The following is a 21,203-nucleotide window of genomic DNA, read 5'->3' as shown; positions in this document are numbered from 1 at the left end:
TTTGACAATGACCATAGACCGTTCGGCAGGCAGCATTCACACGGTGCCCAGGTTCAGACAAGTGATGCCTGCAGCGCAGTTGGTCCAGGCTTGCCAGCCGTGGCCGGGGTTGAGGCTTTGACAGCACTCACATCGGGCTTGCACTGTGCTGGCGCTGGTGGCGCGGTATCAATCAGGTCAGCACAGAACTCAGTGGCAATGTTGGCGGTCGCAGTGATGTAGGTCAGCTCGTAATCGAGGTTTGAATGTTGGTGGTCGCTGTGGTTGGTCAGATAGTCGCCCAGGTGGTCAATGCGGTCACGCAACACCAGCAGGCGGCGTGTGAGCGTGGCGATGGTCTTGGCGGCTTGCGGGTCGCTCGTTTCCACCAAGCCCGCTTTCTCTGCCAGCGCGCGCAGGTGGACCGGGTGAAGGTAGACGTGGCTGATGTCGCCCCCTGTGTCCTGTTCAAGGATGATGCTGCCATCGGTGCCGGTCTCGATGGTCAGGTTCTGGACGTGGTCAGCTTGGCGTTGCGTGATAGTGGTCATGGTGGTGGCCTCTCAGTGAATCAAGTTGGTGAACAGGTGCGCGGGTTTGGCGGTCAACCGCTTGTAGGCGCCGAAGTCGGAAAGGGCCGTTTTGGTTTCTGCAGTCAGAGTTGCCTGGGCTGCACCAGAGAATGATTCGCTCATGACTGGCCCATCTTTTGCGCCAAAAGGGGGTGCGCTATTCCCCCCGTACCCCCCTGCACATGTGGGTGCTGTGGGTGCCCCCCCATTTGCACGCGGTGCACCCTCATTGCCCACATGGCATGTAGGTGCTGTAGGTGCTGTGGGTGCTGTGGGTGCCACAGACGGTAAACCAGCGAATGCCCGCCCTTCTGGCGACAGTTCCCAGCGTTGACAATTCTTGTTTGTGTGCTTGCTGCGGTATTCCAGCGGCTCAAGCCACTTCGCACGCTGGCACTGATTCACTATCCGCCTGGTGTCATCAGGTCGCAGTTTCAGCGCGATAAAGGCTGGCTCGCTTTTCAGCAGGTTGTGCACGTTGTTGCGTGCAGTTGGTGATGGGCTTGCGTACTGCCCCCGGCTCTCGAATTCCGCTATCAGTTTCAGCAGTGCGGCGGCTCGGTCATCATCAGCCCGTCCATGCTGGCGCTGATTCAACCCGTCCAAATCAAGCCCTTGAACCACTCGCGGCAGGCCACCATTCGGCCACTCCAGCGTCAACGGCTCGCGCAGTCGGCCCAGGTTGCTCTTCTGGTGCTCCAAGCTCAATAGGCCATCTTCGCCGCGTGACATGAATACGCGACTGCGCACGCTGTTGTTCCATGCGGTCGAACCCGAATAACCCTCGCCACCTTCCGACTTGCGGGCGCGGCTGGTCGCCTTGTCAACGTGCGCCAGCAGCACCACGGCAGCATCAACCAGACGCGCAACCACGGCCAGCGAACGGATGAATGCTCGCACTTGGCGGCGCTGTATCTCGTCGCCGCCATAGGCGTCCGAAGCGTTGTCAACCAGCACCAGGCCGATACTGCTGTCGCGCACCAGACGGTGCAGCTCGCGGTAGGTCTGGGTCAGCTCGCCAGCACCGCGCGGCTCTGCGGTGAAAAGCTCGGGGTGCTCGGTGCCATCAACAACGTGCAGGCGGCCATTCAGTTGTGCCGGGTCAATCCCCCAGGCGCGGCAGATGCCCGCCAGGCGGTGCCGAACAATGTTCACGCCATCCTCAAGGCTGACGAAAAGCACATTGCAAGACTCAGTGGCAACACCGAACAGCGGCCTGCCCAGCACCGTGCAAACGGCCAGCATCAGCGCCAGCGTCGATTTGCCTGTGCCACCATGTGCACCCAGCAGCGAAACCTGTCCACGCGGCAGATACCCGTCCCAGACGAATGCAGGCGCTGGGCTTGGGTTGGTCAGCACATCAAACACCGACACGGGTTTCAGCAGTGGTTCAGGCTTGGGCGGCTTGGTCGCTGATTCCAGCAGCGCGGCCACCACTTCGAAGCCGTCACGCTGGAATAGGTCGCCCACGTCGAAGTTACCCGGCTCGCACACAGGCAGGCAGGCCACAGCAGCGCCAATGTCAGCCGCTATCTTGTGGGCATCCGGTTCTTTACCCCGGTCAGGGCAGAGCACCAGCCGGGCGGCGTCATCACTCTGGCGCAAAGCAGTTGCCACCTTGCCCATATTGCCAGCACCGAACGCCACCACAGCAGCGGCCCCGGTTGCCTGCCAGACTGCCCATGCTTGCCCGATGCCTTCAACGACATAAACCAAGCCACCCGGCACCAGTTCGCCCACGGTGAACCAGCCTTGAACAGAATGGCCGGGCAGGTTCAATTTGCCGGGCTTGCCAGCAGCTTTCAGGCGTGCGGCCACATCGGGCGGCGGTATCAGTTGCAAGGTCGACAGCGAGCCATCCAAAGCCATGCACGGCACCACCAGCGCCCCGGCCATGCTCTCGCCCATGATGCGCAGCGGGTCAGCAGAAGGCACCACGCGCAGAGCATCCAGCGGCACGCTGGCGGCTCCCTTTTGCACCAGATACGGGTGGTTGTTGGTTGCAGGTTGGCAGCGGCTCCAAACGTCAGCAGCGGCCATGCCGGGCGCGGGCTTGCGTTGCGGCTCAGGCTGGCGGGCAGGCTTCGAAGGGGCTTCAAAGGGCCTTGCTGCTTGCGGTGCGCCCTCTGTCCAGCCGTGGTCGCGGGCCATGCCGAACAAGGCGCCAGCACCAACACCACCGGGCGCGGTCTTGAAACTGCGCCAGGTTGCACGGGCGGCTTGAGCGTTGTAGCTGTCAGCCCCGGCACTCCACTCGTTGAACGTGTCAAAGTCACCACCAGCAGCATGAAACGCCATGCCTGTTTTCACCCAGGCGGCGCGGTCACAGTCAGGCGGTATCGTGTGCAGCGCATCACGGGCGCGGTCGGGGTTGCGTCCGTTAAGCATGGTCACCCCCTCGAAGCGCAGCAGCAGCGGCCTGTTTTGCTTTGGCGCTCAGGCTGTACCGTGCTATCGGTCGCTTGCATCCTGCATGAGGCACGCGGATTGAAATAGGCTCCCAGCCCAGGTAATCCAAGTCCTTCACCGCAGCGGCCAAACGCCAGCCATTGCCAGCCCTGTCCCATTCCGGCGTCGTCCAGTCACGCGCCAGCAGGTCGAACAGGGCTTGCTCTGCCAGGCTACCGTGGGGCGGCAGCAGTGGGCAGAATTCAGGCTCAGGCAGGAAAGAAAGCTGCTCAGTCATACCTCACCTCCAAACAAAGAACCTTGGAGAAGGTCGCGACGGGCAGCATGGCGGGCAGCATTGCGCTTGTGGGCTGCCTCTTTGGTCTTTGCTGCGTTTTTGCGTGCGGCGGCTCTGGCCAGCTTCACACTGCGGCAGAACGCAAGCGCGCCAGCGTCAAAGGCGCGACGAATGACAGCACGCGGTAAGAAGTAGGCGCGAATCACTGTTACCCGGCCATCGTTGGTGCCGACTTCCATATCCACATGGTCGATGGACCAGCAGTATTCACCGGTCAGGTAGTGAATCACGGCGGACAGCCTGGTGGTGCTGCATCCGAACACGGCATCCATGCCAGTGAGGTTTTCACCTTCCAGCAGGCGACAAAGCACCTCGGCGGTCACGGTGTTGTGTCGGGTAGGCAATGACCCAATTTGGACTGGCTTGATAGAATCCGAGCATTCTTGATGTGCTGATTCCTGAGAGCCCTTGCCTGATTCGCATGGGCTCTCCTCATTTGGGGCGGGAGTTTTGGGCGCGTCCATTACGCCACCCCGGCCAGTGCCTTCACGTCAGCGGTTGACCACGCCAACAAACCGGCAATGCGGCGCGGGCGAAGCGGGCCATTCTCCAAGCACGCCCACGCGCGCAAAGTCTGCGGGCGGCGGTTCAGGTAGTGGGCGGCTTCCTCGGTTTTGAGGTTCGGCTTGGTGACTTGTTCCAGCGGCTGGTACTGGCTGGTGACCTGTTGCGGGGCGGTTGCCTCGCGCATTGCATGGATGCTTATTGATGCAGTCGTCATGTTTTCGCTTTCCAAACCCAGCAGCACGGGCTAGGTATGGGGCGAACTTTGAAAACCCCGTATTTCTACGAAAAACCCCGGGGTTTTAAACTGTCAGTCTGTATCCCTTGCTGGAATTAAATCAGTAGCTATATAAAGCGCAGCAATTCAAATCAAATCCGGGGTTCACCCCCGGGGTTCTAACGGTGTTTTACGGGGTGTCGCCGTTATCAGCTTCGTAGGTTCTCCACGCATCAAACCACGGCTTCAAAAGGTCAACGGTCTGAAACCTTGCACGCACTTGACGTGTGCTTACGTGGCCTTGGTGCACCGCCAGCCACGCGCCGATTAGAACGGGGTTCCAGCGCCTTTCATTCACGCCACGTTGTCCGGCTGTCACCAGGCAGTCATTCAGCCATTTTCTGTCGCTGCCTAGCGTGTCTTTCCACCCCTGTTCGTTCCAGCGCAGTCCAGCAAAGCAAAAGGCAATATTGCCCGTGGTCAGTGGTGCAGGACCATCGCTGGCAGCCACCATAGGCGCAAGTGATTCCTGTACTGGAGCTGGTTGCTGGCGTGCCTTGCTGGCCTCGTATTCATCCCGTGCGTTTAGCCTTGCAAGCTCGGCAGCGCGGGCAGTGGCGGCGGCTTCCGACACCCTTTGCGAACGACGCAAACCCTCTGCGAAAAAGTCATCCATTCTTTGGCGTTCGGCCTTCGTCATGCGTACAGGGCTTTCATGCGCGTGTTCGGATGCGTCAGAAACCGCGGCACGCCCAGCAATGGGTGCTGCGCTGTTTTGCGCAACCTTGAAGTCAAGCGGCACAGAAAGACTATGGCCCCAAGCAACCAGTTCTTCAATCGCGACTATCCCATGTCCATAGTCACTTTTCGACAATGGAACCAGGGTCTCGGGGTCATGGGGATGAAGCGCACCGACTTGAATGGCACCATTGACCAGACCAAACAACTTGCGCTCTACGTTCAGGATGACTTCTAAAGGCTTTGACTGCGCCTTTACCTTTGCTATGGCCGACGCGAGCGCGCCAATGAATACGAAGGCACCACCATTGGCGCAATCATCATCTTCAAGTGTGACCAGTAACATCCAGCACCTCCCGTGCTCTCCCAATCAGGATGCACCAGCAGGCCAGGGGAGGACTGGTTTTTCAACCCGGTTTCGAGGCGGGTCTAGCTGGCGCAAAAACTGTTATCCGGCTCTCGCTGCCATGCGCTTGTGCACCCGTTCAGGAATGAAGGTTCGGGGGTTTTCTGTCTTCCACTCAAGAAATGTGGCGATTGACACATTCTGGCGAACGAACCGCTCACGGTGACGTGCATTCATTGCCCGTATTTCGTCTGTCAGCGAGGCCGCAGTCGTGGGCTTCCATTCCAGCATCCATTCCTGAACGGTACCGTCACGGTGGGCCGTGAGTAACGCGTTTGGTATCACCACCAGCGGGCAGCTTTTCATATTGCCATCGCTGGCGCTGGTTGCACACGCATCGGTGCGGTCTTGAAACGCTGTTGAGCTTGCCACACGTCATAGGCGCTTTGCAGTGCCAGCCATACGCGGGCATCGCCGCCACGGTCAGCACCTAACCATGCCTCAAGGCGCAGGGCCATATCGGGCGAAATGGCGGCGCGGCCATTCAACATGCGTGACAGTGCCACGCGGGACACGCCCAACTGTTCAGCGGCTTGGGTCACGCCCAGGCCCAGCGCGGGCAGCACGTCATCACGCAGGGTCAGGCCGGGGTGCGGTGGGTTAAACATGCGGGTCATCGTTGTACCTCTCAGTGGTAGTCCATGTAATCGACCAGCACAGCGTCTGTGCCGTCAAAGGTGAATGTCATTCGCCAATTGCCATTGACCGACACGGCCCAATGCCCCTTCAAATCGTCTGACAGTGGGTGCAAGCCCCAGCCCGGCACGTTCATATCCCGGTCACATGTAGCAGCGTCAAGGCGTGCCAGCAGCCGTGCAAGCTTGGATGCATGGTCTGGCCGAATACCTGCCTTGGTGCCACGCTCGAAAAACGCTTGCAGCCCTTTGTGGCCGAATGACTTAATCATGGTTGATTGTATCCCGTAGCGTTACACGTTGCAAGCTAACCAGCCACCACGCGCAGTTTGCCCGGCTCTGCCTTGGCATCGAAAACAATCCCGGCCTGTTCCAAAATCCAGGCTTCAATCTTTTCATGGTGAACACGCAGCAGGTCCAGCGGTCGCACGGTGTAGTGCTTTTCAGCCGTGGCACTGGGTTTGTGCCCCATCAGTTGCGCCACCACGCCAGCGGGTATTTCCAGCCACTCGGTAAGGCTTTTGAACGAACGGCGCAAACCGTGCAGAGTCAGCAGTTCAATGCCTACCACGGCGGCAATGCTGGTCAGGGAGGTGCTGGGTCTGGCAATTGGCCCGGCCTTCTTTGCACCGCCACGCGGGTTACTGGCAAACACCCACTGGTTGCGACGGGGCAGGGCGTGAATCAGTTGGGACACGTAAGGCGTCAGTGGAATGACCCGCTCGCCCTCCACCTTGTCTCGGATGGTCAGGCCGCGCCACTGCGTATTGATGTCGTCCCACTGCATCTCCAGCACTTCACCCGGTCGCGCGCCGGTCAGCAATATCACTTGCAGGTATGCCGCAATGGTGGGATTTCCGAGTTTGTGAACAGCGTCAAACCAGGCAGGCAGTTGCTCGCGCATCAGTGCGTCCTGCTTGATACCGGCCTTGCCCAGCGACTCGCGGGCCTTCTTTGTCTTGGCTGGGTTCACGCTGGTCATTGCTGGCGCGTATTCCGGCTGTTCAGCGCACCAGGCCAAAAAGGCTTTCAAGCAGCGCCACGCCAGCCGGGCCGAAGTTGGGCGGGTCTTGCCTTCTTTTGCTGCCCATGCCTCAATTGCGGGTGCAGTGAGGTCACGCAAGGGCAGGGACATCAGTGCGGCCAGCGGCCCCGGTTGGGTGGTCCCCTTGCCACGCTTGAACGGCTGCCCTCCGGCGTCACTCAGCTTCAGGTGGTCAAGATAGTGCCGGTCGCCCCAATGCGGCTTGCGTGCGGTCGTGTAGGCGGTCCAGACCTCGCCCACGGTCACTGCTTGCATCGCAGTGGTCGCCTGTTCAGTGGCTTTGGTTGCTTGTTGCTGGCGCTCTACCTCGCGGGGGTCGGTGCCACTGTCCAAAGTCACACGCAGTCGATTTGCTTCAACCCGTGCAGCTTCAATCGTCCAGGCTCGCACATCCCCAATGGTTCGCCGAATGGTCTGACGGTTCAGCTTTGCTTCAAATACAAACGACTTCGCGCCTGCTGCAGTGACCCGAACGCGCAGGCCCGGCGCTTTGGTGTCTCTCAGGAAAACCTGTTGCTTGTCGGCTGGGCAACTCAGGCGCTCAATAAGCCCGGCGGTCAGCTCTTGCGCCACGCTCAGGTCTGGTGCTTTGTCTTTGGACGGTCTTGCCATGATGAACCCCTAAAAGGCCATGTAGCCACCATGTAGCCACTTTTGCGCTATTTTGGTGAATATCAATCAACAGCCAAACTGTCATTTTGTCCAGCACTTAATCAATAACCTGTTGATTTGTATTGATTGTATCGACACCATTCAACATGGGCAAATACTATTTACAGGCGACTTTTAATCCGTTTGTCGTGGGTTCGACCCCCGCACATCCCACCAAAATACACATTAAAAAACACTTAGCGTAATTGCTAAGTGTTTTTTTTCGTCTGTTGGGTTTAGGGCCAGTTTGAAAGCGAGTGAAACTGGATTCTGTGGTGATTTTGTGAAAAGAGTTGAGCTATCAACCATCCGTTCTGGCGCTGTGACGGTTGTCGCTTTCCCGGCGATTACGGGACATTTTCATCAAGGTGGCCAGCAGAATGGCCGCCGCGGCTGAGCTGGTGATCAAGGGTGAACTCGTCAAAATCCTGGTCAACCCGTCAAAGGAACTGAGGCTGACCTGCTGTACCCGCTCAACCAGGGCCGCCACATCTTTGGGTTGAACATTGCGCACGTCTTCAAAACGCAGGTGCATGTCTGGCCAGCCGTTGTTGAATCGAATCGTGGCAAAAATACCGTTGGCCACGATCGCCAGCGGCAAGACACCCATCGGCTTGAGTAACTGCTCCAGCAGGCTGACGCGCAAAACTGCAGGCGCATCGGCGTAGACCTCAGCCACCAGTTGAGGGATGTCGAGAGTTGCATCTGGCGTGTCTGACGCGTGCAACGACGGAATTTTTGGGTTCAGATCGGTGCTCATGGCCGGGCTTTCAAACGAATTCAGAGGTGCCAGACCGCTCCTTCGGCTTGTTGATGCGGATCAATTTTGGCGGATATTACCCAGGAAAACAACCGCTTTTCCAATAATTCGTCAGGTTATGTAAGTCCAAAGAGCGTTTGACACCGTTGGTATTAACCCCAAAATTCATGTCACTTTCGTGTTTGCCGTCCTGAGCGGGTGAACAAATGCCTCAGAATCATTTTGGAGCAAGCACGTGACTCACTGAACACTTAAAGGCGCAGAAAAGAGCCCAAAATTTCAAATCTGAAGCTACCGACACTCGCCACCTAAAACAGGAGGTCTTATGGATGCCATTGGTAATTTTGTGGCGCGTTATGCGCGTAACCGCGAAGAAGAACTGAGTCTTGACGAGTATCTGGCGGAGTGCAAAAGCCAGCCCATGGCTTACGCCACGGCCGCTGAACGGATGTTGGCCGCCATTGGTGAACCTGAGATGCTGGACACACGCAATGACCCGCGTATGTCGCGCCTGTTTGCCAACAAGGTCATCAAGCGTTACCCCGCGTTTTCAGAGTTTTACGGTATGGAAGACGCCATCGAACAGGTGGTGAGTTTCTTTCGCCATGCGGCTCAGGGCCTGGAAGAACGCAAACAAATCCTGTACTTGCTGGGGCCGGTGGGTGGCGGCAAGAGCTCGATTGCCGAGCGGCTCAAACACCTGATTCAGCAGGTGCCGTTTTACGCGCTCAAAGGCTCACCGGTGAATGAAACCCCGCTCGGCCTGTTTGACCCGGTGGAAGATGGCCCTGTCTTGCTGGAGAACTTTGGCATTCCGCCCAGGTACCTGCAGCGCATTCTGTCGCCCTGGGCGGTCAAACGGCTGGATGAATTTGGCGGTGACATTCGCCGGTTCAGGGTGGTCAAGCGTTACCCCAACGTTTTGAAGCAGATTGGTGTGGCCAAGACCGAACCGGGTGACGAAAACAACCAGGACATCAGCTCGCTGGTGGGCAAGGTCGACATCCGTAAGCTGGAAAATTTTGCGCAGGATGACACCGATGCCTACAGTTATTCAGGTGGCCTGTGCCTGGCCAACCAGGGCTTGCTGGAGTTTGTCGAAATGTTCAAGGCGCCTATCAAGGTGCTGCACCCCTTGCTGACGGCCACGCAGGAGGGCAATTACAAAGGCACCGAAGGCTTTGGCGCCATTCCTTTTGACGGGATCGTGCTGGCGCACAGCAACGAGAGCGAGTGGAAGACTTTTCGTAACAACAAGAATAACGAAGCGTTTCTGGATCGCATCTACATCGTCAAGGTGCCGTATTGCCTGCGGGTCAGCGAAGAGGTGAAAATTTACGAGAAACTGATCCGGGAATCTTCTCTGGGCGCCGCCAAATGCGCTCCGGGCACCTTGAAGATGATGAGCCAGTTCTCGGTGCTCACGCGCCTCAAAGAGCCCGAAAACTCCAGCCTGATGAGCAAAATGCAGGTGTATGACGGCGAGAGCCTGAAAGACACCGACCCGCGCGCGAAGAGTTACCAGGAATATCGGGACTACGCGGGTGTCGACGAAGGTATGAGCGGCGTGTCCACCCGCTTTGCGTTCAAGATCCTCTCAAAGGTGTTCAACTTCGACAGCAACGAGGTGGCCGCCAACCCGGTGCACCTGATGTATGTGCTGGAGCAGCAGATTGAGCGTGAGCAGTTTTCGCCAGAGCTGGAAACCAAATACGTCGGCTTCATCAAGGAGTACCTGGCGCCGCGTTATGCCGAATTCATCGGCAAGGAAATCCAGACCGCTTACCTGGAAAGTTACAGCGAATACGGACAAAACATCTTTGACCGCTATGTCACCTACGCTGACTATTGGATTCAGGACAACGAGTACCGCGACACCGACACGGGCGAGGTGTTTGACCGCGTCGCCTTGAACAGCGAGCTCGAAAAGATTGAAAAACCGGCTGGCATTGCCAACCCGAAAGACTTCCGCAACGAAATTGTCAACTTTGTGCTGCGGGCACGTGCCAACAACCAGGGGCATAACCCGAGCTGGACCAGTTACGAAAAATTGCGGCTGGTGATCGAGAAAAAGATGTTCTCCAACACCGAAGAGCTGCTGCCGGTGATCAGCTTCAACGCCAAATCCAGCGCCGACGAAGCCCGAAAACACGAAGACTTTGTCACCCGCATGGTGAACAAGGGTTACACCACCAAACAGGTTCGGCTGCTGTGTGAGTGGTATTTGCGGGTGCGCAAGAGTTCCTGAGGTTCAGGATCGGTATGGCACTCCAGATCATTGACCGCAGACTGGCCGGTAAAAACAAATCGGTAGGCAACCGGGAGCGGTTTTTGCGGCGTTTTAAACAGCAGATCAGCGAGGCGGTGCGCCGCGCGGTGTCAGACCGCGACATCCGCGACATCGAGCGGGGTGAAAGCATCGTCATCCCGAAAAAAGACATCAGCGAGCCCGTTTTTCACCATGCCAAAGGTGGCATCCAGGACACGGTTCACCCCGGCAACAAAGATTATTTGCGTGGCGACCACATTGCCCGCCCCAAACGTGGTCCGGGCAGCGGCTCACACGCCAGCGATTCGGGGGAGGGTGAAGACAACTTTGTCTTTACCCTGAGCAAGGAGGAGTTCATGCAACTCTTCTTTGATGACCTGGCGCTGCCGAATTTGTTGCGCACCGTCATTGATGACAACCTGCAATGGCAATCGCACACCGCCGGTTACACCCATGACGGCACACCCAACAACCTGGCCATTGTGCGGTCGATGCGCGGGGCATTGGGCCGACGGATCGCCATGGGCAAGGGGGACCGGCAGAAACTGATGGACAAACGCGCGCGTTTGCGCGAGCTGCTGATGTTGGGGCTGGAGGAGGGCGAAGAAACGAGACAACTGCGCCAGGAGATCGCCCATCTGGAATGGCGGCTCAAACGCATCCCGTTTCTGGACCCTATCGACCTGCGGTTTCGCGCCCGGGTCAAAACGCCGATGCCCTGCAGCAAAGCGGTGATGTTTTGTGTGATGGATGTCTCCGGCTCCATGGACGAGGACCGCAAAGACCTGGCCAAGCGCTTTTTTATCCTGCTGTATATTTTTCTGACCCGGCACTACGAGAAGATCGACATCGTTTTCATCCGCCACCACACGCAGGCGCAGGAGGTGGACGAAGAACAGTTTTTCCACGCCACCGAGAGCGGTGGCACCGTGGTCAGCAGTGCACTGGTGTTGATGCACCAGATCATGCTGGCGCGTTACCCCAGTGACCAGTGGAACATTTACGGCGCGCAGGCCAGCGATGGCGACAACTTCACCAACGACAGTGGCAACTGCCGTGACCTGTTGTCGCAAAAAATCCTGCCCCTGGTGCGTTATTTCGCCTACCTCCAGGTGGCTCAGGAAGAGCAAAGCTTGTGGCTTGAGTACGAACAATTGCGTGAAAAACATGCCAACTTTGCGATGCGCAAAGTCACCCAAGCCAACGAGATCTATCCAGTTTTTCACGACCTGTTCAAGAAAGCGGGTGTGGACACATGAACCATGTGGAGCCATCGGTGATGGAGCGGCGCGCTTATGAGAACCTCTGGCGGGTTCCGGCCACGGGTGATCGTCGCCCGCGCGTGCAGCTTCAGGCGCCATGTCCCGCACCACCCCGTGCAGCGCAACCGCTGCCTGACCCCAGCGATTGGACGTTTGAGCTGATCGAGCGCTACCACGAGGTCATCCGCCAGACGGCCGAGCGTTTTGGTCTGGACACCTACCCCATTCAGCTGGAAATCATTTCCTCAGAGCAGATGATGGATGCCTACGCCTCGGTCGGCATGCCGGTGAATTACCGCCACTGGAGTTATGGCAAAGAGTTTTTGAGCACCGAGCGCCGTTACCGCCGCGGCAACATGGGACTGGCTTACGAGATTGTCATCAACGCCAACCCGTGTATTTGTTACCTCATGGAAGAAAACACCACCGCGATGCAGGCGCTGGTGATCGCCCACGCGGCCTACGGGCACAACAGTTTTTTCAAGGGCAACTACCTGTTTCGCATGTGGACGGACGCGTCAAGCATCATCGACTACCTGGTTTATGCCCGCCAGTACGTGAGTGAATGTGAGGAACGTCACGGCATGGAAACGGTCGAAGCCGTGCTGGATTCCTGTCACGCCCTGGCCAACTATGGGGTGGACCGTTATCTGCGCCCGGCCAAACGCACCCTGGCGCGAGAGGTGGCCGAACGCCAGGAACGTGAACGTTACGCCCAGCAGCAGGTCAACGAGTTGTGGCGCACCTTGCCCCAGCGCGAAGACAAGACCGGCGGCCAGCAGGTGGCCGAACGCTTCCCGAAGGAACCCCAGGAAAACCTCTTGTATTTCATCGAAAAAAACTCGCCACTGCTGGAACCCTGGCAACGCGAGATTGTGCGCATTGTTCGCAAGGTGGCGCAGTATTTCTATCCGCAGCGCCAGACGCAGGTCATGAACGAGGGGTGGGCAACTTTTTGGCACCACCAACTGCTCAACACGATGTATGACGACGGGCATCTGGCCAACGGAATGATGCTGGAATGGCTGACCTCCCACACCAATGTGATCTACCAGCCGCCGGTGGATCACCGGGGTTACAGCGGCCTCAATCCTTATGCGCTCGGCTTTGCGATGTATATCGACATCAAACGCATCTGCGACACCCCCACCGACGAAGACCGTGCCTGGTTTCCCGACATGGCGGGCACGCCCTGGCTGCCCACGCTGGACCACGCCATGCGCAATTTCAAGGATGAGAGTTTTATTGGCCAGTTTCTCAGCCCGCACCTGATGCGCGAGATGCGCCTGTTTGCCATTCACGATGACCAGACGAAAGCGGAACTGGAGGTGAGCGCCATCCACGACGCGGAAGGTTACCAGCGCCTGCGCCAAACCCTGTCACGGCAATACGATCTGGGTGCACGCGAGCCCAATATCCAGGTCTGGGCGGTCAACCTGCGTGGTGACCGCAGCCTGACGCTGCGACATACCCAGTATCAGGATCGCCCCTTGGCTGACAGCACGCTGGAAGTACTGAAACACGTGGCGCACCTGTGGCGCTTTGGTGTGGTGCTGGAGAGTGTGAATAGTGCCGGCAAAGTCACCAAAAGCTGGAACGTGCCCAGCCCGGCCTGAACGAAAGAATGAGGTTGACGAGCCTTGACCCCGGCACTGGCTCCACAGTTAGGGCTGCTTGGTTCCCCACCTGACCCGGTTGGCCGCTTCACCATGCGGGAAGGCCCGTCAACGCAGATTGTAAAGCCTCAAACCTCGGTCAGGTCTTTGATCACCGCATCAGCCACATGGGCCATGACGGATTTGATGCCGTTTTCCATGGAGGCTGCGGATGTATACATCTCGCTGCGCCCAATCACTTGGCCATTGCTGGCCTTCAGGTTGAAGTAGGGCTCGTCGGCTTTGGAGGCGGCGCGCTCAAAACGTTCGCCGATGGCACCATTCTTTTGGCAGGACTCCGCGCCGCTGATGGCACTGGCTTTGGTGTCGTAGAGCTGGCTGGTCAAGATGGTTTGCCCGTTGCCAGCTTTCAGATTGAACATGAACTTGCCGCTTTTTGTCTGGGTGATCTCAAATTTTCCAGCCATCAATTTTCTCCTGTTGTTGACATGCACGTGAGGGGTTTGCCGAAGCCTGCGCGGGCCGTTGCCGCCCGGCAAGCTGAAGTCTAGCGCCACGCCCGGCCTTTAGAATCGCTGGATGTCCTACCTCGTGCTCGCCCGCAAGTACCGCCCCCGCAACTTCACCGAGATGGTGGGGCAGGACCACGTGGTGCAGGCGCTGTCCAATGCGCTGACCACGCAGCGGCTGCACCATGCCTACATGTTCACCGGCACGCGTGGCGTGGGCAAAACCACGGTGTCGCGCATTCTGGCCAAGTCGCTCAATTGCCAGGGCGTGGATGGTACCGGCACCATCACCGCCAGCCCATGTGGTGTCTGTCAGGCCTGCACGGATATTGATAGCGGCCGGTTTGTGGACTACACCGAGCTGGACGCGGCCTCCAACCGGGGCGTGGACGAGGTTCAGGCGCTGCTGGAGCAAGCGGTGTACAAGCCGGTGCAGGGCCGCTTCAAGGTGTTCATGATCGACGAAGTGCACATGCTCACCGGCCACGCCTTCAACGCGATGCTCAAAACGCTGGAAGAGCCGCCCGAGTACCTCAAATTTGTGCTGGCCACCACCGATCCGCAAAAAGTGCCGGTCACGGTGCTGTCGCGCTGTCTGCAATTTAATTTGCGCCCAATGGCCCCGGAAACCATCCGCGAGCACCTGCAAAAAGTGCTGCAGGTGGAACAGGTGGCGGCGGATGTGCAGGCCCTGCGGCTGCTGGCGCGCGCCGCCCGCGGCTCCATGCGTGATGCGCTGAGCCTGACCGACCAGGCGATTGCCTTTGGTTCTGGCGCGTTGGCCGAGGCCACGGTGCGCCAGATGCTGGGCAGTGTGGACCGCTCCCACGTGTTCCGCCTGATTGATGCGCTGGCGCAAGGTGACGGCAAAGCCGTGGTCGACACCTCGGAAGCACTGCGTTTGAATGGCCTGAGTGCCGCGTCCACGCTGGAGGAAATGAGCGCCGTGTTGCAACGCATGGCGGTGCTGCAGGCCGTGCCTGGTTTGGTTGCTGACGACGACTCTGACCCGGAACAGGCCGAATTACAACGCCTGGCCGTGCTGATGCCGATGGATGAAACCCAGTTGCTCTACAGCATCTGCCTGCATGGCCGTTCTGAACTGGGCCTGGCGCCTGACGAATACGCCGCGTTGACCATGGTGCTGCTGCGGTTGCTGGCGTTTAAACCAGCCCACCCGCTGCAAGCGGCGCCTGAAAAAAAAACACTGAAACATCCTCCGGTAGCGCCTGACGGTGTGTCGACGCCGCCAAGTGCTGTTGCAGCGCCGCCACCTGCGGCTACGTCGCTGGCGGGCGCCACCGCTTCGGCGGTCGCAGCAGCGCTGCCAGCCGAGAGGCTGGGTGCCAAAGATCAAGTACCCATTCAGCCCCCGACACCTGTGGCTGTTGTGCCCGCAACCCCTGACACGCAGGTCAGACACGCCTTGCCCCACGGCCAGCATCTGGCCATCAAAGAGACGCCAGAAGGTGCGTTGGCAGCCAAAGACCATCGCCCAGAACAGGCGCCACCGCACGCAGAGCAAGGGTCGGCCGCTACATCGATCGAAGCATTTCAGGTCCGTGTGCAGTCCGACTCGCCGCGTGATGTGGTCGCGGCTGACAAACCCCGTGCCATCGACGGCACGCCCGAGGGCGACTTCTGGCACGCTACCGTGCAGGCGCTGATTGCGGCCGAGGCCATCAACGCCATGGCGCGCGAGCTGGCCTTGCAGTCGCAACTGGTGGCGCGCGACAGTGACGAATGGTTGCTGCGCGTCGAGCGCGAGTCGCTCAACCACCCTGGCAGCCGCGACCGTGTAATGGCTGCGCTGGCCGCCGCCGGCCACCCGGTGCGCCTGGCCATCGAGGTCGGCCGTGTGACCGACAGCCCGGCCAAACGCAACGCCGCAGCGGCCGCAGAGCGCCAGTTGGCGGCTGAAAAAATCGTTTTTGACGATCCGTTTGTGCAATCGATGATGCGCGAGTTTGCGGCGAAAATTGTCCCAGGCAGCATCAAACCGCTCTAGCTTTTTTGAAAACCAACCCAAGGAAAACCCCATGTTCAACAAAGGACAACTCGCCGGCTTGATGAAACAAGCGCAGGCGATGCAGGAAAACATGAAAAAAGCCCAGGACGATCTGGGCAACATCGAAGTCACCGGTGAATCTGGTGCGGGCCTGGTCAAGGTCACCATGACCTGTAAACATGAGGTGCGCCGCGTCACCATCGACCCCAGCCTGCTGGCCGACGACAAAGACATGCTGGAAGACCTGGTGGCCGCCGCCTTCAATGCGGCGGTGCGCAAGGTGGAAGAGACCACCACCGAAAAAATGGGCAAGATCACCGCGGGCATGCCCGGTTTGCCTGGCGGCCTGAAGTTCCCATTCTGAAACCTTGTGGGACGGACCGCGGTACGCGAAGCGACCCAGCTCTGTCCCCAACATGTTGAAAGGCTACCGAGCCAGCGTGATCCGTCGTTGGGCGGTGCTCGCAATCCTCACGTACAGGAAGTACGTTCCGGTTGCTGCGCTCCGTCCGCCTAGGCTGACGCTTGCTCGCTACGCCCGCAGCGTTTGTTGTTTTTTTAAACTCGGAACTTCTATCTTTCATGTCCGACACCAACGCGCTTGAGGCGCTGATCCAATCACTGCGTTGCCTGCCGGGCGTGGGGGTGAAGTCGGCGCAGCGTATGGCGTTTCACCTGTTGCAGCACAACCGGGCCGGAGCGCAGTCGCTGGCCAGGGCTTTGAGCGAGGCCACGCAGACCATTCAGCATTGCGAGCGCTGCCACACCTTCACCCAGGCGGAAATCTGTGCCACTTGCCTGGACGAGCGGCGCGACGCCAGCAAACTGTGTGTAGTGGAAACACCGGCAGACCAGTCGGCGCTGGAGCGTACCGGTGCCTACAAGGGGCTGTATTTTGTGCTGATGGGCAAACTCAGCCCGCTCGACGGCATTGGCCCGAAAGATATTGGCCTGAAGAAACTGTTTGACCGGGCGCTGGACGGCACCGTGTTTGAGGTGATTCTGGCCACCAATTTCACGGCCGAGGGCGAAGCCACGGCGCATGTGATCAGTGAAGGGCTCAAGGGCCGTGGCCTGCAGCTCACGCGGCTGGCGCGTGGGGTGCCGGTGGGCAGTGAGCTGGAGTACGTTGATTTGGGCACCATCGCCCATGCGCTGGTCGACCGGCGTTAACACACCGAGGGTTTTACATGGTCATCACCCACTTCACCCTGGCCTATTGGTGCGTGTTGGTGGCCGCACTGCTGCCGATTGTGTCTGCCGGTATGGCCAAGTGGGGCACTTTCACCACGCCACCGACACAAGGCGGCTTTGACAATGCCAATCCACGCGCCTGGTTGGCCCGCCAGGGTGACTGGCGCGCCCGCGCCAACGCAGCGCAGGCCAACAGTTTTGAGGCGCTGCCGTTCTTCATTGGCGCGGTGGTGATTGCTCACCAGTTGGGGGCGGATCAGGCCCGACTGGATGTGCTGGCGGCGCTGTTCGTGTTGTTGCGCGTGATTTATATCGTGCTGTATGTGGCCAATCGGGCCAGCATGCGCAGCGTGGTCTGGCTGCTGGCTCTGGGCGTCAACATCGTCATTTTGTTTGCCGGGTACCGCTGAGCGTTTAACGCTGGGTCACACGCACGGCCTTTTTGGCGGGCGCTGTCTGGCGCTTGGCTGTCACCGCTTTTTTGCGGGCCGGCGCTTTGGCGGTTTTCTTGCTGCTGGCTCGGCTGGCCACCTTGCTGCTGGCTTTGCTGCCAGCGCGCTGCGCGGTGCGGGTTGCTTTGGCCCGGGCGGGCAGATACACCACCACTTTTTGCCCGGCCTTGAAGGCGGCGGAGGCGCTGACCTTGTTCCACTGGGCGACATCGTCCACGTTGAGGCGGTAGCGGCGGGCCAAAGCCACCACGGTGTCCTTTTTACCGGCCTTGATGGTGGTTTTGCGCAGCACCACTTCGGGCGCCAGCGACAGGTGGCCGTTGTCCGCCACATGGTTGCTCACATCCAGCAACACGCTGCTGGAACGGCGCACCAGCAGGGTTGAGCCAGCGCGGATGAGCAGTCGGCCCTTGATGTTGTTGACTTCGCGCAGCTCGTCTTCCGGCATGCCCACGCGCTGGGCCGCGTCGGCGGGATTGATTGTGGCGGGGGCCACCCAGGCGGTCCAGCTTGCGGTGGCGCCTCCGCCATAGGCTTCCAGGTTGGCCTGGAAAATCTGGGCGTTGTCCCAGGGCAGCAGGATTTGGGGCGTGCCCGCGGCCAGCAACACCGGCTTGGAGGCGGAAGGGTTGAGCGCGCGGAAATCGGCCAGCGGCACCTCCGCCAGTTTGGCGGCAAGCGTCACATCAATGTCGCGGCGGATCTCCACCGTCTGAAAGTACGGGTGGTTGCCGACGCCGGGCAGGGTGATGTTGAAGCGCGCCGGGTCGGCCACAATGTTTTTGACCGCCTGCAGTTTGGGTACGTAAAACTGCGTTTCCATGGGCATCTTCAGGTCGGTGTAGGCGGTGCCCAGGCCTGCTCTTTTGCTTTTGGCAATGGCGCGGCCGACACTGCCTTCACCCCAGTTGTAGGCTGCCAGCGCCAGGTGCCAGTCGCCAAACATGCCGTACAGACGTTGCAGGTAATCCAGCGCGGCGCGGGTGGAGGCCAGCACGTCACGCCGATCATCACGAAACATGTTTTGCGTCAGGTCGAAATGTTTGCCGGTGGCGGGCATGAACTGCCACATGCCGGCAGCGCGGGCGCTGGACACCGCCTGCGGGTTGAAGGCGCTCTCAATAAACGGCAGCAGCGCCAGCTCGGTGGGCATGTTGCGCCGCTCCAGCTCTTCGACGATGTAGAAGAGGTACTTGCTGCCGCGTTCGGTCATGCGCTGCACGTAATCAGGCCGGGTGCTGTACCACTGCTCGCGGTCACGCACCAGATCGGTGTCCAGGTCGGGCATGGCAAAACCCTGGCGGATACGGTCCCACATGTCGGCCGGTGGCGTGAGTGCATGCACTGGTACGGCGTTGAGCGAGACACTGGGCAGGGCGCGCAGGCTACCGGCTGGGTACACCGGCATCCGCAGACCGGGTGGCATGGACTTGGCCTGCACACCCGGTGTGGCGGGTGTCGCCAGCGTGTAGGTGTCTGTGGTGTCTGGGGTCAGGCCGGTGCTGGCGCAACCCGCCAGCCAGACACTGAGTAAAACGACGGCTGATTTAAAAAAAGATTTCAAAACTGATTTTTCCAGGTTCGCAGTGCGGCAAAGATGCTGACGGGGTCTTGCGCAGACGCCTCAAATTGCTGCACGGCACGGATCACACCGGGCAGGTGTGTTCGCAAAAAGGGGTTGACGGCTTTTTCCAGCCCAATGCTGGAGGGCAGGGTGGGCACATTGTGCTCGCGCAGTGCCTGCACCCTGACTTGGTAAGAGATCAAGGCCTGATTATCGGGCTCCACCACACGCGCAAACACCAGCCCGCTGGCGGTGTATTCATGCGCGCAGCACACCCGGGTGGCGTCGGGCAGTGCGGCCAGCTTGCCCAGCGAGGCCAGCATTTGCGCCGGGGTGCCCTCAAACAGGCGTCCGCTGCCCGCGCTGAACAGGGTGTCGCCACAAAACAGCAGCGGCGCCTGGCCCACCGGTTCGGCATAGAACGCAATGTGGCCTGAGGTGTGGCCCGGCACGTCCAGCACCTGCAGGGCCAGGCCCAGCGGGTGGATGGTGTCGCCTTGCTGGAGCCGGGTCAAAGGTTCGGGCACGTCTTCCAGCAGCGGGCCAAACACCTGGGCACCGGTGGCCTGGCGCAGCGCGGCCACACCGCCGGTGTGATCGTTGTGGTGATGCGTGACTAGAATCGCTTCCAGTTGAACGCCCAGGCGCTCGATGGCCTCAAATACCTCTTGGCTGTCGCCGGGGTCCACCACCAGGGCACGCTGTCCATCGTGCAGCATCCATATGTAGTTGTCGTTGAAAGCAGGCAGTGGAATTAAGTTCATGAGCGGTCAAATTATAGGGATGCATGACTGGTTGGCCACTCCGCCAGGGCAGTACCTGCTGGCTTGGGAGCGGGCGCAAATGGCGCAGGCGGTGAGCAATGTGTTTGGCTACCATGCGCTGCAACTCGGCTTGCCCGAGCTGGATGCCCTGGAGGCCAACCGCATGCCGCATCGCTGGCTGGCCACCCAGACTCAGGCCGAGGTGGGTTTCAGCCCGCGCGTGGCTTTTGCCACCAACTTCTTCGCGCTGCCTTTTCCAGCCAACAGCCTCGACCTGGTGGTGCTGCCCCACACACTGGAACTCACCGCCGACCCGCATGGTGCGCTGCGCGAAGTGGAGCGCGTGCTGATGCCCGAGGGCCGCGTGGTGATCTGCGGCCTGAACCCGCTGAGTTTGTGGGGCTTTCGCCAGCAACGTGCGCACTGGTTTCACCGACTGGGCGATTCCAGCCTGTTTTTGCCACGTGAGGGCGAGTTCATCGGGTATTTGCGCTTGCGCGACTGGCTGCGGCTGCTCAATCTGCAGATCGAGGAGGGCCATTTTGGTTGCTATTGCCCGGCGTTTTCCAGCCAGCAGTGGCTGCACCGCTTCAACTGGATGGACAAGGCCGGTGCGCGCTGGTGGCCGATACTGGGGTCGGCCTATTTTCTTGTGGCGGTCAAGCGGGTGCACAGCATGACCTTGCTGAACCCGTTGAAAAAGCCTGTCTTACGGCTCTCTGGTGCGCCTGTCTCCGTCGCTAACCGCACGGGTTGCGCAGAAACTTCAGACCCCCACGATCGACACATCAAACCAACGGAACACGCATTGTGAACAGCATTGATATTTACACCGACGGCGCCTGCAAGGGCAATCCGGGCCCCGGCGGCTGGGGCGCCTGGCTCAAATCTGGCGACGCACAGAAAGAACTCTGCGGCGGCGAGCTGGGCACCACCAACAACCGCATGGAGATGACGGCGGTGATCGAGGCGCTGGCCGCGCTCAAGCGCCCATGCAAGGTCACGCTGCACGTGGACAGCCAATATGTGCTCAAGGGCATGACCGAATGGCTGCCCGGCTGGAAGGCGCGCGGCTGGAAAACCGCCAGCAAGGAACCTGTGAAAAACGTGGACTTGTGGCAGCGCTTGGATGCCTTGGTGAACAATGGGGAGCATCAGATCGACTGGCGCTGGGTGCGCGGCCACAACGGTGATCCCGGCAACGAGCGCGCCGATGCCTTGGCCAACCGTGGTGTGGAGATGGCGCTACAAAAGCGCTAACAGTGGTTTCGTTCTTGCTGGCCGCTTCAAGCGGGTAGCCATCCTGCGGATA

22 protein-coding genes, 1 other RNA gene and 1 pseudogene are annotated in these 21,203 nt (G+C 59.6%); 9 read left to right on the top strand and 15 right to left on the bottom strand.

Going from position 1 to position 21,203, the window contains the following annotated elements; genetic code table 11:
* Window positions 1–53: 53 nt before the first annotated feature.
* The 11 genes and pseudogenes from LHU53_RS12080 to LHU53_RS12035 form a co-directional block, all read right to left on the bottom strand.
* On the bottom strand, window positions 54–530 hold the full coding sequence (locus LHU53_RS12080) for a hypothetical protein (RefSeq protein WP_227332907.1): 477 nt from the start codon (window positions 528–530) through the stop codon (window positions 54–56).
* Between the two features lie 12 nt (window positions 531–542).
* A complete protein-coding gene (locus LHU53_RS12075; RefSeq protein ID WP_370632289.1) occupies window positions 543–2,591 on the bottom strand; it encodes an AAA family ATPase in 2,049 nt (682 codons plus the stop codon).
* A 117-nt stretch (window positions 2,592–2,708) separates the two neighbouring features.
* Window positions 2,709–2,939, bottom strand: a pseudogene (locus LHU53_RS19875) (PriCT-2 domain-containing protein); the annotation flags it as partial.
* Window positions 2,932–3,237 (bottom strand): hypothetical protein, encoded by a 306-nt coding sequence (locus tag LHU53_RS12070; RefSeq protein ID WP_227332905.1) that lies wholly within the window; start codon window positions 3,235–3,237, stop codon window positions 2,932–2,934. The pseudogene LHU53_RS19875 and the gene LHU53_RS12070, both read right to left, overlap by 8 nt.
* Complete coding sequence (locus LHU53_RS12065; protein ID WP_227332904.1) at window positions 3,234–3,620, bottom strand: hypothetical protein; 387 nt, start codon at window positions 3,618–3,620, stop codon at window positions 3,234–3,236. The genes LHU53_RS12070 and LHU53_RS12065 overlap by 4 nt, the downstream gene beginning before the upstream one ends.
* A gap of 140 nt (window positions 3,621–3,760) precedes the next feature.
* Entirely contained in the window at window positions 3,761–3,988 is a 228-nt protein-coding gene (locus tag LHU53_RS12060) for a helix-turn-helix domain-containing protein (protein ID WP_227332903.1), read from the bottom strand.
* 220 nt (window positions 3,989–4,208) lie between these two features.
* A complete protein-coding gene (locus LHU53_RS12055; protein ID WP_227332902.1) occupies window positions 4,209–5,102 on the bottom strand; it encodes a hypothetical protein in 894 nt (297 codons plus the stop codon).
* Between the two features lie 362 nt (window positions 5,103–5,464).
* Complete coding sequence (locus LHU53_RS12050) at window positions 5,465–5,779, bottom strand: HigA family addiction module antitoxin (RefSeq protein WP_227332901.1); 315 nt, start codon at window positions 5,777–5,779, stop codon at window positions 5,465–5,467.
* Between the two features lie 11 nt (window positions 5,780–5,790).
* Entirely contained in the window at window positions 5,791–6,069 is a 279-nt protein-coding gene (locus tag LHU53_RS12045) for a type II toxin-antitoxin system RelE/ParE family toxin (protein WP_227332900.1), read from the bottom strand.
* Between the two features lie 35 nt (window positions 6,070–6,104).
* Window positions 6,105–7,454, bottom strand: coding sequence for an integrase family protein (locus LHU53_RS12040; RefSeq protein ID WP_227332899.1), 1,350 nt, complete (start codon window positions 7,452–7,454; stop codon window positions 6,105–6,107).
* A gap of 340 nt (window positions 7,455–7,794) precedes the next feature.
* Window positions 7,795–8,253: a hypothetical protein gene (locus LHU53_RS12035; protein ID WP_227332898.1), complete on the bottom strand. Its 459-nt coding sequence runs from the start codon at window positions 8,251–8,253 to the stop codon at window positions 7,795–7,797.
* A 325-nt stretch (window positions 8,254–8,578) separates the two neighbouring features.
* On the opposite strand from LHU53_RS12035, the gene LHU53_RS12030 reads away from it, so the two are divergent.
* From LHU53_RS12030 to LHU53_RS12020, 3 genes are read left to right on the top strand one after another with little or no spacing between them, the layout of a single operon-like run.
* Window positions 8,579–10,501, top strand: a complete 1,923-nt coding sequence (locus tag LHU53_RS12030) for a PrkA family serine protein kinase (RefSeq protein ID WP_227332897.1) — start codon at window positions 8,579–8,581, stop codon at window positions 10,499–10,501.
* Between the two features lie 14 nt (window positions 10,502–10,515).
* Window positions 10,516–11,781 (top strand): YeaH/YhbH family protein, encoded by a 1,266-nt coding sequence (locus tag LHU53_RS12025; protein WP_227332896.1) that lies wholly within the window; start codon window positions 10,516–10,518, stop codon window positions 11,779–11,781.
* A complete protein-coding gene (locus LHU53_RS12020) occupies window positions 11,778–13,400 on the top strand; it encodes a SpoVR family protein (protein ID WP_227332895.1) in 1,623 nt (540 codons plus the stop codon). The genes LHU53_RS12025 and LHU53_RS12020 overlap by 4 nt, the downstream gene beginning before the upstream one ends.
* A gap of 13 nt (window positions 13,401–13,413) precedes the next feature.
* Here the strand turns inward: LHU53_RS12020 and ffs are convergent.
* Both ffs and LHU53_RS12010 read right to left on the bottom strand, forming a co-directional pair.
* An RNA gene (gene ffs, locus LHU53_RS12015) (signal recognition particle sRNA small type) lies at window positions 13,414–13,510 on the bottom strand.
* Window positions 13,511–13,528: 18 nt separating this feature from the next.
* A complete protein-coding gene (locus tag LHU53_RS12010) occupies window positions 13,529–13,867 on the bottom strand; it encodes a YegP family protein (protein ID WP_227332894.1) in 339 nt (112 codons plus the stop codon).
* A 112-nt stretch (window positions 13,868–13,979) separates the two neighbouring features.
* Here LHU53_RS12010 and dnaX point away from each other — a divergent pair, with 112 nt between their 5' ends.
* The 4 genes from dnaX to LHU53_RS11990 all read left to right on the top strand — a co-directional run bounded on the left by dnaX (window position 13,980) and on the right by LHU53_RS11990 (window position 17,521).
* Complete coding sequence (gene dnaX, locus LHU53_RS12005; protein ID WP_227332893.1) at window positions 13,980–15,917, top strand: DNA polymerase III subunit gamma/tau; 1,938 nt, start codon at window positions 13,980–13,982, stop codon at window positions 15,915–15,917.
* Between the two features lie 31 nt (window positions 15,918–15,948).
* The gene (locus LHU53_RS12000) at window positions 15,949–16,281 is read left to right on the top strand and encodes a YbaB/EbfC family nucleoid-associated protein (RefSeq protein WP_227332892.1); all 333 of its coding nucleotides are present in this window, start codon (window positions 15,949–15,951) and stop codon (window positions 16,279–16,281) included.
* 218 nt (window positions 16,282–16,499) lie between these two features.
* Entirely contained in the window at window positions 16,500–17,090 is a 591-nt protein-coding gene (recR, locus tag LHU53_RS11995) for a recombination mediator RecR (RefSeq protein ID WP_227332891.1), read from the top strand.
* Window positions 17,091–17,107: 17 nt separating this feature from the next.
* Window positions 17,108–17,521 (top strand): MAPEG family protein, encoded by a 414-nt coding sequence (locus tag LHU53_RS11990; RefSeq protein WP_227332890.1) that lies wholly within the window; start codon window positions 17,108–17,110, stop codon window positions 17,519–17,521.
* Window positions 17,522–17,525: 4 nt separating this feature from the next.
* Here the strand turns inward: LHU53_RS11990 and LHU53_RS11985 are convergent, their stop codons facing one another.
* Together LHU53_RS11985 and gloB are read right to left on the bottom strand one after the other, a co-directional pair.
* Window positions 17,526–19,127: a transglycosylase SLT domain-containing protein gene (locus tag LHU53_RS11985; protein WP_227332889.1), complete on the bottom strand. Its 1,602-nt coding sequence runs from the start codon at window positions 19,125–19,127 to the stop codon at window positions 17,526–17,528.
* Window positions 19,124–19,891, bottom strand: a complete 768-nt coding sequence (gene gloB, locus LHU53_RS11980) for a hydroxyacylglutathione hydrolase (protein ID WP_227332888.1) — start codon at window positions 19,889–19,891, stop codon at window positions 19,124–19,126. The genes LHU53_RS11985 and gloB overlap by 4 nt, the downstream gene beginning before the upstream one ends.
* On the opposite strand from gloB, the gene LHU53_RS11975 reads away from it, so the two are divergent.
* Window positions 19,890–20,705, top strand: a complete 816-nt coding sequence (locus LHU53_RS11975) for a class I SAM-dependent methyltransferase (RefSeq protein WP_227332887.1) — start codon at window positions 19,890–19,892, stop codon at window positions 20,703–20,705. The two genes, gloB and LHU53_RS11975, sit on opposite strands and share 2 nt — an antisense overlap.
* The gene (gene rnhA / locus LHU53_RS11970; RefSeq protein ID WP_227332886.1) at window positions 20,702–21,151 is read left to right on the top strand and encodes a ribonuclease HI; all 450 of its coding nucleotides are present in this window, start codon (window positions 20,702–20,704) and stop codon (window positions 21,149–21,151) included. Before LHU53_RS11975 ends, rnhA begins: the two co-directional genes overlap by 4 nt.
* The last annotated feature ends 52 nt before the right edge of the window (window positions 21,152–21,203 follow it).

The organism is Rhodoferax sp. U2-2l (assembly GCF_020594515.1).
GTDB lineage: Bacteria > Pseudomonadota > Gammaproteobacteria > Burkholderiales > Burkholderiaceae_C > Rhodoferax.
Note: the sequence above shows the minus strand (reverse complement) of the source record. Positions and strands in the feature narration are given on the sequence as shown.

Excerpts from the sequence above, each read along its gene's own strand:
- gloB (WP_227332888.1), bottom strand. The coding sequence starts at position 19,891 with ATGAACTTAATTCCACTGCCTGCTTTCAACGACAACTACATATGGATG.
- LHU53_RS12060 (WP_227332903.1), bottom strand. The coding sequence starts at position 3,988 with ATGCGCGAGGCAACCGCCCCGCAACAGGTCACCAGCCAGTACCAGCCG.
- LHU53_RS12010 (WP_227332894.1), bottom strand. The coding sequence starts at position 13,867 with ATGGCTGGAAAATTTGAGATCACCCAGACAAAAAGCGGCAAGTTCATG.
- LHU53_RS11975 (WP_227332887.1), top strand. The coding sequence starts at position 19,890 with ATGAGCGGTCAAATTATAGGGATGCATGACTGGTTGGCCACTCCGCCA.
- LHU53_RS12055 (WP_227332902.1), bottom strand. The coding sequence starts at position 5,102 with ATGTTACTGGTCACACTTGAAGATGATGATTGCGCCAATGGTGGTGCC.
- LHU53_RS12030 (WP_227332897.1), top strand. The coding sequence starts at position 8,579 with ATGGATGCCATTGGTAATTTTGTGGCGCGTTATGCGCGTAACCGCGAA.
- LHU53_RS12070 (WP_227332905.1), bottom strand. The coding sequence starts at position 3,237 with ATGACTGAGCAGCTTTCTTTCCTGCCTGAGCCTGAATTCTGCCCACTG.
- LHU53_RS12080 (WP_227332907.1), bottom strand. The coding sequence starts at position 530 with ATGACCACTATCACGCAACGCCAAGCTGACCACGTCCAGAACCTGACC.
- LHU53_RS12050 (WP_227332901.1), bottom strand. The coding sequence starts at position 5,779 with ATGACCCGCATGTTTAACCCACCGCACCCCGGCCTGACCCTGCGTGAT.
- LHU53_RS12020 (WP_227332895.1), top strand. The coding sequence starts at position 11,778 with ATGAACCATGTGGAGCCATCGGTGATGGAGCGGCGCGCTTATGAGAAC.
- dnaX (WP_227332893.1), top strand. The coding sequence starts at position 13,980 with ATGTCCTACCTCGTGCTCGCCCGCAAGTACCGCCCCCGCAACTTCACC.
- recR (WP_227332891.1), top strand. The coding sequence starts at position 16,500 with ATGTCCGACACCAACGCGCTTGAGGCGCTGATCCAATCACTGCGTTGC.
- LHU53_RS12075 (WP_370632289.1), bottom strand. The coding sequence starts at position 2,591 with ATGGCCGCTGCTGACGTTTGGAGCCGCTGCCAACCTGCAACCAACAAC.
- LHU53_RS12035 (WP_227332898.1), bottom strand. The coding sequence starts at position 8,253 with ATGAGCACCGATCTGAACCCAAAAATTCCGTCGTTGCACGCGTCAGAC.
- LHU53_RS12000 (WP_227332892.1), top strand. The coding sequence starts at position 15,949 with ATGTTCAACAAAGGACAACTCGCCGGCTTGATGAAACAAGCGCAGGCG.
- LHU53_RS12040 (WP_227332899.1), bottom strand. The coding sequence starts at position 7,454 with ATGGCAAGACCGTCCAAAGACAAAGCACCAGACCTGAGCGTGGCGCAA.
- LHU53_RS12045 (WP_227332900.1), bottom strand. The coding sequence starts at position 6,069 with ATGATTAAGTCATTCGGCCACAAAGGGCTGCAAGCGTTTTTCGAGCGT.
- LHU53_RS11990 (WP_227332890.1), top strand. The coding sequence starts at position 17,108 with ATGGTCATCACCCACTTCACCCTGGCCTATTGGTGCGTGTTGGTGGCC.
- LHU53_RS12025 (WP_227332896.1), top strand. The coding sequence starts at position 10,516 with ATGGCACTCCAGATCATTGACCGCAGACTGGCCGGTAAAAACAAATCG.